Source organism: Ferrimicrobium acidiphilum DSM 19497 (assembly GCF_000949255.1).
Classification (GTDB): Bacteria; Actinomycetota; Acidimicrobiia; order Acidimicrobiales; family Acidimicrobiaceae; genus Ferrimicrobium; species Ferrimicrobium acidiphilum.
On the sequence record NZ_JXUW01000052.1, the window covers coordinates 1 to 9,549 of the forward strand.

Annotated in this window: 13 protein-coding genes; 9 read left to right on the top strand and 4 right to left on the bottom strand. The window is 55.4% G+C overall.

The genetic code is table 11. From position 1 onward, the window contains the following. A partial coding sequence (locus tag FEAC_RS16040; protein ID WP_236684674.1) for a hypothetical protein occupies positions 1 to 322 on the top strand: 322 nt, incomplete at its 5' end. A 129-nt stretch (positions 323 to 451) separates the two neighbouring features. Here the strand turns inward: FEAC_RS16040 and istB are convergent. Together istB and FEAC_RS14105 are read right to left on the bottom strand one after the other, a co-directional pair. Further along, a complete protein-coding gene (gene istB, locus FEAC_RS14100; RefSeq protein WP_052566586.1) occupies positions 452 to 1,201 on the bottom strand; it encodes an IS21-like element helper ATPase IstB in 750 nt (249 codons plus the stop codon). After that, positions 1,198 to 1,938: a Mu transposase domain-containing protein gene (locus FEAC_RS14105; RefSeq protein WP_052566587.1), complete on the bottom strand. Its 741-nt coding sequence runs from the start codon at positions 1,936 to 1,938 to the stop codon at positions 1,198 to 1,200. Before FEAC_RS14105 ends, istB begins: the two co-directional genes overlap by 4 nt. A gap of 223 nt (positions 1,939 to 2,161) precedes the next feature. Between FEAC_RS14105 and FEAC_RS15715 the strand changes: the two genes are divergently transcribed. The 8 genes from FEAC_RS15715 (at position 2,162) to FEAC_RS14140 (ending at position 8,470) form a co-directional block, all read left to right on the top strand. Beyond that, entirely contained in the window at positions 2,162 to 2,317 is a 156-nt protein-coding gene (locus FEAC_RS15715; protein WP_160290428.1) for a hypothetical protein, read from the top strand. Between the two features lie 4 nt (positions 2,318 to 2,321). Then, a complete protein-coding gene (locus FEAC_RS14110) occupies positions 2,322 to 2,927 on the top strand; it encodes a transposase (RefSeq protein ID WP_082055673.1) in 606 nt (201 codons plus the stop codon). 117 nt (positions 2,928 to 3,044) lie between these two features. Beyond that, entirely contained in the window at positions 3,045 to 3,500 is a 456-nt protein-coding gene (locus tag FEAC_RS14970) for a helix-turn-helix domain-containing protein (RefSeq protein ID WP_082055674.1), read from the top strand. Beyond that, entirely contained in the window at positions 3,457 to 3,864 is a 408-nt protein-coding gene (locus tag FEAC_RS14115) for a transposase (RefSeq protein ID WP_052566560.1), read from the top strand. Before FEAC_RS14970 ends, FEAC_RS14115 begins: the two co-directional genes overlap by 44 nt. 517 nt (positions 3,865 to 4,381) lie before the next feature. Then, on the top strand, positions 4,382 to 5,116 hold the full coding sequence (locus FEAC_RS14125) for a reverse transcriptase domain-containing protein (protein WP_052566590.1): 735 nt from the start codon (positions 4,382 to 4,384) through the stop codon (positions 5,114 to 5,116). Between the two features lie 141 nt (positions 5,117 to 5,257). After that, positions 5,258 to 6,490 carry a site-specific integrase gene (locus tag FEAC_RS14130; RefSeq protein ID WP_035392339.1) on the top strand — a complete coding sequence of 411 codons (1,233 nt, stop codon included), beginning with the start codon at positions 5,258 to 5,260 and terminating at the stop codon, positions 6,488 to 6,490. Then, positions 6,487 to 7,473, top strand: a complete 987-nt coding sequence (locus FEAC_RS14135) for a tyrosine-type recombinase/integrase (RefSeq protein WP_035392341.1) — start codon at positions 6,487 to 6,489, stop codon at positions 7,471 to 7,473. The genes FEAC_RS14130 and FEAC_RS14135 overlap by 4 nt, the downstream gene beginning before the upstream one ends. Next, positions 7,460 to 8,470: a site-specific integrase gene (locus tag FEAC_RS14140; protein WP_035392344.1), complete on the top strand. Its 1,011-nt coding sequence runs from the start codon at positions 7,460 to 7,462 to the stop codon at positions 8,468 to 8,470. Before FEAC_RS14135 ends, FEAC_RS14140 begins: the two co-directional genes overlap by 14 nt. Before the next feature lie 85 nt (positions 8,471 to 8,555). Here FEAC_RS14140 and FEAC_RS14145 read toward each other — a convergent pair whose 3' ends face one another. Both FEAC_RS14145 and FEAC_RS16045 read right to left on the bottom strand, forming a co-directional pair. Next, a complete protein-coding gene (locus tag FEAC_RS14145; RefSeq protein WP_052566590.1) occupies positions 8,556 to 9,290 on the bottom strand; it encodes a reverse transcriptase domain-containing protein in 735 nt (244 codons plus the stop codon). After that, on the bottom strand, positions 9,287 to 9,549 hold a 263-nt coding region (locus tag FEAC_RS16045; RefSeq protein WP_236684675.1), incomplete at its 5' end, for a hypothetical protein. The genes FEAC_RS14145 and FEAC_RS16045, both read right to left, overlap by 4 nt.

The window sequence follows — 9,549 nt, forward strand, 5'->3', positions numbered from 1 at the left end:
AGAACCATTTGGTCCCTGTGAGCCAGCACGGCCAACCAATGTCACCGGACATCAGCAGAAAGCAGTGCCTGTGTTGAGCACACCAGGTACGTCAACTCTCAAGGTCTCTGAGGGCGACCGGTTCGTCACAATGTGGACACATCCCGCCGGGTCCAATCCGAGCGCAGAACAGATTGCAATCCGGACATCTGCGAATACCGAGGTAACGGCTCTCACAGCGTGGACACTCATACACGATCTCAATGCGTCGGGCACTGGGCTCAGAGCTGGGAGTACCCGAACTCTGGCGAGCCCGATAGGCCGCCTGGCGACAGCTATTTGAGTGAAACTTGCCTCGGCCAGAGGATTCGAAGGGAAGGCCACACCATGCACAGGCGATAACACTCATATCGTAACGCTATCGTAACGCACGGGGTTTGTCGGTCCCGACCTCGCGGAGTGTTCCAGTGGTTCAGGTTGCATTGGTAGTCGACCTCAATCGGTAGGACTCTATACCTGTCTCGATGATCTTGGATCGGTAGGTGATACGGTCCACCACAGCTGCTGCCAAACGAGCATCGGTGAAGATACTGGCCCACTCCCCAAAGGGTAGATTCGTAGCTACCATGAGCGAGGAGGACTCCTCTCGATCGGTGATCACCTGAAAGAGAAGCTCTGCTCCGCGACGATCTAGATGGAGGTAACCGAGCTCATCGATTGCCAATACGTCATAACGGGCGTAGCGTTCAAGCAGTCGGCTCAGCCTCCTCTCGTCTTCTGCCTCAGCTAACTCGTTGACCAGGGCACTCGCATTGACGTAGCGCACCCGTCTCCCTATACCCGCAAGGGCGATAAGGGTTCCAATAAGGAGATGGGTCTTTCCTGTTCCTGGTCCACCGATAAGTACGACAGAGGTAGCACTCTCTACGAAGTCGCCACGCGCAAGCCAAGCAAGGGTGTCTTGGCTCATCGTCGAGGAGCCGAGGTCGAACTGCGCCAAGAGCTTGGTGCGGGGAACCTTTGCCTCAGCCAAGAGACGAGCCGATCGTCTGGTCTCACGGAGCGATATCTCAACGCTTAACAGCTCTCCAAGCAGGTGAGCATGACTCCAGTTCTCGCGCCTAGCGGCCTCGAGGTATTCAACATAGTGGGCCCGAATGCCTGGTAGGCGGAGTTCGATTGCTCCCTGGTCGATGAGGACGAGATCTTGGGTATCGGTCATGGACGGGCCTCAAGCAGTGCCCCATAGCGGGCAAGATCGACCGTTGGTGCGACAACCTCTGGGACATCGTCTAAAGGCATAGGGGTTGACTCAAGCGAGGACCGTGCCGCAATCTCGACGAAGTCAGCCTTGAACGTATGCATGACAAGGGCTCGGCTGAGCCCAGCCGCGATAGCCGCTTTGGACAGTCTCCTCGCAAGTAAGAGCACGCCAACCATTTCGGAGATACCCTTGCTCTCTCCATAGAGCCGGGTAGCCCCAGCGAGGAACTCCTCGTGGTCCCTACTGAACGCTCCGCTCTTCTTTGCCTGGTCAAGGGGTACCGACCGAGGGAACGCTCCAGGCTTTCTGGTGAAGGCCTCAAGGTAATGATCCAGTACGAGAATAGAGTCTCCTCGATGAGTGAGACGTCCATGTGTCGCCACCTGCTTGTCTCGATAGGAGATGCTCACCTCATTAGCCGAGAGGGCTATCTGGACGCTTCTGCCAATGAGCGAGACCGGAACCGAGTAGAACGCCTGTCTCACACATACTCTGGACTTGGCATCGACCTTGGCAAAGAGGATCTTTGCTGAGCCAAAGGACTCTGCCATGAGTGGTTTTAGAGCCTTACGCTCCTCTAGGAACGCCGCCTCAACCGTCTCTTTGCGATAGGCGACATGTCTGCTGGCATCATCGGCGTCTACGCGCTGGTGGAGCTTGTCGTTGATCTCAGCCAAGGTTGCGCCCTTTGGCATGGGAACCATGTAGCGGCGCCTGGCCCGCTTAACCTCACCCTCAATGCCTCCCTTCTCATGGGCACCCTTGATGCCTGGGGTGCAATAGGAGGCGCCAAAGCGGGACTTCGGATTTAAGTGGGGAAATTAGTCGGGTATAGCCACGCACTAGGGGTGAGTTTGGGAGGGTCACAGGGGCTCTGCCAGAATGGGATTAGTAACAACTCATCACTGGAGGGCCCCTGTGGAACAAAATCCTATCCGCATTGCAGAGATCTTGCTCGGTCTAAAGGACGTCAATTTGATTGGTGTCGAGGATCTGGGTGACGAAGATTCAAAGACACCCCTTCGGGTCCATATCGAGTGTCTGGGTGAGCGGCCCAAAATGCCCAGTCTGTAATGGGATGAGTTATTCCAAGGGAGGCTCACTAGTAGAGCTGATTGATCTACAAAGCTTTGGCCGTCCCGTAAGGCTCATCTGGCACAAACGCAGGTGGGAGTGTAAGGATGAGAACTGTTCTTCTGCGTCATGGAGTGATGTGGACACTAGGATCGCAGCCCCAAGGCTAAAACTCACCGATAGGGCAGCTAGATTCGCAACCCGAGTGGTTGGTAGAGACGGACGATCGGTGTCATCGGTAGCCAGAGAGCTTGATTGTGACTGGCACACAATCAATGATGCTGTGATTGCCTATGGGACTCCCCTCGTTGAGGATCCAAATCGCTTTGACAAGGTTCGTGCACTTGGATTAGATGAGACCCTGTTCTATCGCGAGGGTCGCTATCGGACCCAGAAGTGGTCTACTTCAATCGTGGACGTTATGAGCGCAACCCTTCTTGATGTAGTTCCTGGTAAAGGAGGAGCGGAGCCAAAGAAGTGGATAGCTAGTCAGCCCAGGGAGTGGCGTGATGATATCAAGTGGGGAACCCTTGATCTGGCTGGTTCCTATAGGGCGGTATTTAAAGAGGCTCTATTGACATTCATGTGGATAGATTTGGCCTGGATCTGATCCATAGCCCCAGTTCAGTGGGGGTATTTGAGGCTGAAGTAGCCACATAAGAAACGCGCACGGTTTCTGAGCTCTAAATTTGGTGTTAGCAACCCATCAAAAAGGGAGTTCAGAACCGTGCGCGCTACCTCTCTAGTTAAGCAGATGCTGGGCCTTCGCAGTGTCACCGTCATCGAGGTTTTAGTTCGTCCACACGAACTGCTGGTAAAGCTCAGGCTTACCCGATCGCGGTTGGTATGCCCTAAGTGCTCCTATACGACCCGGTCCTGTTATGACACGAGAACGCTCGACTCCCGATGGAGACACCTCGACATCGGGATTCACCAGACGTGGCTCTCGTGCCAGCTGAGACGACTCCGGTGTCCAACCCACGGGGTGATCACTGAGGGAGTACCATTTGCCCGACCAGTTGGGGAGTCGCGGTTTACGAGGGACTTCGAGCACTTGGTAGCTTGGGCATGCGCCAAGATGGATAAGACCACGGTGACAAAACTGCTCAGAGTCGCCTGGCGTACGGTAGGAACGATCTGTGAACGAGTCGTCACGCCAAGAGCTCGATCCCAACCGTCTTGATGACCTCTTCATTCTCGGGGTTGACGAGATCAGTTATCGCAAACACCACAACTACTTAACGCTTGTCACCAATCACGAGACGGGCAAGATCGTCTACGGGGCAGAGGGGAAAAGTGCCAAGAGCCTAGATGAATTCTTCGATGACCTGGGTGAAGAACGGATTGCCAAGATCAAAGCAGCCACCATGGATCTCGGTCCAGCCTTTGCCAAGGCCTTCCGCGAGAAGGCACCTAACGCCCAAATCTGTCTCGATCCATTTCATGTGGTTAAGGTGCGCCATGAGGCGCCATGTATTCCTGCGGTGATGAAAGGACACCGCCTCTTGGGATGTCGCAGCATCCCAGCGAAGCTGAGGGCAGCCTAACCGAGGAGGTGCTCGGGAGGGCAGGAAGCAGCCCTGACAACGACGGGACGAACTGGTACTACCAGACGGTTCGGGTCCGGCTAGCAAGACAGAGAGGTGTAACGAGAGTGAACCAGTGGTTGAACCCGCTTAAGCGTGGAACCGACTCCAAATCTGGTAGATATGGGTCGGGCAGTGGTGCGTATCCTTCCTATGTACTAGGAGGGACAACTCGTGCAATGGCTATTGATGTCAGTGTAAGAGGTCATGGTGAAGGCCTGCGGCGTAACCATGACGAGGCCGCAGCGGAAGAGCTGGGCACCCATCCTGTCAAAGGAAACATGGTGAACATGGGAACCATCCCGAGGTCGCCCTCGCTCTCGCACATCCAGTGCGAAGACGGGCAGGCCCACCGTCGGCTGATGGCCTCGGGATGGGGCGGAGGATTCGTAGTAGTCAGAGGACGGGAAAGCCGTCTACAAGGCGAAGGAATCCAGCGAACCCGTAGTAGAAGTACTGCAATGCCAGGAGGTCGCCGGTGAATACCGACGCATGTTGGCCAACGCTCGATGAAGCCAAGGTCACAGTACTGGGAATGCAGACCAAGCTACACCAATGGGCGACCGATGCCCCTAATCGTCGGTTCTGCGACCTGTATAACCTCGTCTACGACCCCGCCTTCTTGATGGTGGCGTGGGATCGAATACGGAGGAATCGAGGAGCACGTTCGGCCGGAGTGGATTACGTGAGACCAAGCGACATCCCCCGAGATGAGGTATCCATCCTGTTTCAGCTTCGAGATGATCTCAAAGCCGGCAGGTTCGTACCTCTACCCGTGCGGGAAAGGATGATACCGAAAGCGTCGGGGAAACTCCGCCGCCTAGGCATTCCAACTGCTCGGGACCGAATCGTGCAAGCCAGCCTAAAACTGGTCCTTGAGCCGATCTTCGAGGCGGACTTTAAGCCTGCAAGCTATGGGTTCCGTCCTCGTCGCCGACCACACGATGCAATCGCCGAGATTCACATGTTCGCTAGTCAGGGATATACCTGGGTATTAGAAGGTGACATCACGGCGTGCTTTGACGAGATTGACCACTCGGCCCTAATGGATCGAGTACGCCATCGAATTGGAGATAAACGCGTCTTGGGGGCGGTGAAGGCACTCTTGCATAGCGGCATCCTCTCTGAGGATGGCCTAACAAGAGAGACCAAGAGCGGCACGCCTCAGGGTGGGTTATTAGAAGCTTCGCATAAGCCGCCTTATGTGAAGTAGACGATTATGCGAAGTTGACGGACATACTCCCATGTCAAGGTGTATCCATGGGCGCAGTAGCTTCGCATAACGCCGCTGTGGGTCAAAATGGAGTGGAGGATCTTCGCGATCCCGCTAACCCATTGAGGAGGCAATCACTTCATGTCTGAATCATTTTCCCAATTGACCACTGCCTTGGAGCAGGAGCTACATCGGCTGCACTACACCGAGGGGACGATCAGTTACTATCGGCGCATGTGGAGCCGTATTGCTGCGTTTCTGGAGGCCGAGCACGTCCCAGACTTCACGGAGGAGTTAGGTCTGGGGTTCTTAGACCAACAATATGACTTCTTGGCTCGTCAGGAGGCCGGAACCTTGACGCAAAGCATGATCACCGCACTCCGGGTAGTCCGCATGCTCGGTGACTTCCAGCAACACCACAGCATTCTCCGCCGTTATTACAAGCATCGGCAATTGCTTTCGAGCGACGAATTCATCGAGACGCTGGACGCCTACGCTCGCGCATGTCAAGCACGCGAGTATTCGCAAGTCACCCAGGCACACTATGAGAAGAGTGCGGAGAAGTTCTTCAGCTTTCTCGAATCCCAGGTAGTGACCCACACCACCCAGATAACCCCACCGCTCATCGACCGCTACGCTCAGACCTGGCTGGGCTATAGCGCCAAGACCGTGGAGCTCGAACTCACCGCCTTACGGTCCGTGTTGCGGTTCCTCTATGCGCAAGGAAGGAGCGATCGTGACCTCTCTCTGGTAGTGCCTGCGGTTCCTTCCCGCAGGCATACGCGCATTCCCTCGGTGTGGTCTTCGGAGCATGTGAGCCAATTATTGGCGGTGGTCGATCGCGGGAATCCCGGCGGCAAGCGCGACTATGCGATGATTCTCCTCGTAGTCCGCTTAGGTCTGCGAAGCATGGACGTCAAGCATTTGCAACTGTCTCACCTTCACTGGGATACGAACCGGATTGAGTTTGTCTCGTCGAAAACCGGACGGACCTTAAGTCTGCCCCTGCTCCCTGACGTAGGGTGGGCGATTATTGACTACCTGCAAAACGGCCGACCTGCAGTGAGTTCACCGTATGTCTTTCTACGGCATCTGGCACCGCTTGAGCCGTTCTCGGACAGTGATCATCTCTACCAAGTGATTGAAAAGTATATGAAACAGGCCCATCTACCGCTGTCGCCTCACAAGAAGCGCGGCATGCATTCGCTACGCCATACCTTGGCCAGCGTCCTCTTGGAACAAAACACCCCGCTGACGGTCATCTCCGATATTCTCGGCCACTCGGATACCGACACCACTGCGGTGTATCTCAAAGTCGATATCAATCGGCTCCGTGAATGCGCCCTCAACCTAGAAGAGGTGCTACCGTCATGACCAGCTACACCTACTGCAGCGCCCTACAGGACCACATCGAAGGGGTGATCCGCCAAAAGCGGGCTCTCGGCTTTAGCTATGATACCGAAGCGCACATCCTCATGAAGTTTGATCGCTTCTGCATAGCGCAGGGATGCGCGAAGCCGCAACTCGACAAGACCCTGGTCGAGGCTTGGAACGCAAAGCGCCCCAATGAATCCCCTACCACACGGATGGGGCGGATAAGTGCCCTCCGTCAGTTGGCGCTCTATATGGTGCGAATGGATCTCCCGGCGTATGTCACTCCAACTCATCACCACCCGAAGGTACCTCGCTATATTCCTTATATCTTCACTGCTGCGGAGCTGGGTGCGCTATTTGCCCAAATTGATTCCTGCACCTATTGTTGTGAGGTCCCTTACCGCCAATGGGTGATGCCCCTGCTCTTTCGTCTCTTATACGGCTGCGGCCTTCGCCTCAGTGAAGCGTTGTGTTTGCACCTCGCAGATGTCGATCTCAAGACGGGGGTATTGACAATTCACGATGCCAAGTTTCACAAAGATCGGCTGGTACCGATTACCGAGGAACTGCAACAGCGCTTCAGAGACTATGCGCAACTGGTGCATCGGAGCTCAGACCCCGAGGCGTTGTTCTTTGTCGGGAGACCCGGTCATCCCCTGAGCGGCGGCAACGTCTACAAGAACTTTCGCCGGTTCCTATGGCAAGCCGGGATCTCTCATGGAGGTTGGGGTAAGGGGCCTCGTGTCCATGATTTTCGCCATACCTTTGCCGTGCATTGCTTAGCTCGATGGGTCCGCGAAGGCAAGGACCTCGCCGTCTACCTGCCCATCTTGAAGACCTATCTCGGTCACTACTCCTTTGGTGACACCGCCTACTATCTGCGCTTGACTGCCGAACTATATCCCTACATCACGGCCCAGATGGAACAGACCTTTGGGTATATCTTCCCGAAAGTAGAAGGTGCCCCAAATGAAGCCGACTGATTTCGCCCGGGCATTATCCACCTATTTATCCCTCTACCTGCCAGGACAGCGCAATGTCAGCCCTAACACGATTCAGTCCTATCGGGACACCTTCAAGCTATTACTGACTTACTGCCGGGGTGTGCGACAGCTGGCCATCGAGCATCTCACCCTCGGCGATTTGGACGACCAGTTGGTTATCGGGTTCCTCACCTGGCTGGAAGAGGAACGACACAACACCAAGTCCACACGCAACCAACGCCTCGCCTGTCTCCATGCGTTCTACCGGTACTTACAGATTGAAGATCCTGCGGAACTCTTGGGGTACCAAAAGATCCTGGCCATTCCGATGAAGAAGACACCGCTACCACTCGTGAATCATCTCAGCGTCGATACTCTGGGGTTAATTTTGGCCCAGCCTGACCGCAGAACGCGCCAAGGACGACGTGATGCAACGTTGCTCGCGGTGCTCTATGATTCCGGTGCCCGCGTCCAAGAACTAGTCGACCTACGTGTCCGGGATGTGCGATTGGATCCCCCGCCGATCCTGTCGCTGACAGGCAAGGGTAGGAAAACCCGTCAAGTGCCGTTGATGTCACCCACGGCAGCCCTATTGAAGCAATACCTCGACGAATGTCACCTCGGCCCCAACGGAACCCAGGATGATCCGCTTTTTGCCAATCGCCAGCGTCATAAGTTGACGTCCAAAGGGGTCGCTTACATCCTTAACAAGTATGCCGCTTGCGCTCGGGCTGTTTCGCCAATCGTTCCAGAAAACGTAACGCCCCATGTTTTTCGACATACCAAGGCTATGCATTTACTCCAAGCTGGAGTGAACTTGATCTACATCCGCGACCTCTTGGGGCATGTCGATATCGCCACCACCGAAATCTATGCCCGGGCCGATACCGAGTTGAAGCGTCATGCCCTCGAAAAGGCTTATACGAACTTGATCTCGCCGGATTTGCCTACGTGGACGGAGGATGCGGACCTTCTCACCTGGTTGACGCGTCTCTAACGGACCGATACTCGATTATGCGAAGCTACTGCGCCCATGGATACACCTTGACATGGGAGTATGTCCGTCAACTTCGCATAATCGTCTACTTCACATAAGGCGGCTTATGCGAAGCTTCTAATAACCCACCCTGAGGCGTGCCGCTCTTGGTCTCTCTTGTTAGGCCATCCTCAGAGAGGATGCCGCTATGCAAGAGTGCCTTCACCGCCCCCAAGACGCGTTTATCTCCAATTCGATGGCGTACTCGATCCATTAGGGCCGAGTGGTCAATCTCGTCAAAGCACGCCGTGATGTCACCTTCTAATACCCAGGTATATCCCTGACTAGCGAACATGTGAATCTCGGCGATTGCATCGTGTGGTCGGCGACGAGGACGGAACCCATAGCTTGCAGGCTTAAAGTCCGCCTCGAAGATCGGCTCAAGGACCAGTTTTAGGCTGGCTTGCACGATTCGGTCCCGAGCAGTTGGAATGCCTAGGCGGCGGAGTTTCCCCGACGCTTTCGGTATCATCCTTTCCCGCACGGGTAGAGGTACGAACCTGCCGGCTTTGAGATCATCTCGAAGCTGAAACAGGATGGATACCTCATCTCGGGGGATGTCGCTTGGTCTCACGTAATCCACTCCGGCCGAACGTGCTCCTCGATTCCTCCGTATTCGATCCCACGCCACCATCAAGAAGGCGGGGTCGTAGACGAGGTTATACAGGTCGCAGAACCGACGATTAGGGGCATCGGTCGCCCATTGGTGTAGCTTGGTCTGCATTCCCAGTACTGTGACCTTGGCTTCATCGAGCGTTGGCCAACATGCGTCGGTATTCACCGGCGACCTCCTGGCATTGCAGTACTTCTACTACGGGTTCGCTGGATTCCTTCGCCTTGTAGACGGCTTTCCCGTCCTCTGACTACTACGAATCCTCCGCCCCATCCCGAGGCCATCAGCCGACGGTGGGCCTGCCCGTCTTCGCACTGGATGTGCGAGAGCGAGGGCGACCTCGGGATGGTTCCCATGTTCACCATGTTTCCTTTGACAGGATGGGTGCCCAGCTCTTCCGCTGCGGCCTCGTCATGGTTACGCCGCA

Coding starts and splice junctions, on each gene's coding strand:
- istB (WP_052566586.1), bottom strand. CDS start 1,201: ATGACCGATACCCAAGATCTCGTCCTCATCGACCAGGGAGCAATCGAA.
- FEAC_RS14105 (WP_052566587.1), bottom strand. CDS start 1,938: ATGCCAAAGGGCGCAACCTTGGCTGAGATCAACGACAAGCTCCACCAG.
- FEAC_RS14110 (WP_082055673.1), top strand. CDS start 2,322: ATGAGTTATTCCAAGGGAGGCTCACTAGTAGAGCTGATTGATCTACAA.
- FEAC_RS14130 (WP_035392339.1), top strand. CDS start 5,258: ATGTCTGAATCATTTTCCCAATTGACCACTGCCTTGGAGCAGGAGCTA.
- FEAC_RS14135 (WP_035392341.1), top strand. CDS start 6,487: ATGACCAGCTACACCTACTGCAGCGCCCTACAGGACCACATCGAAGGG.
- FEAC_RS14140 (WP_035392344.1), top strand. CDS start 7,460: ATGAAGCCGACTGATTTCGCCCGGGCATTATCCACCTATTTATCCCTC.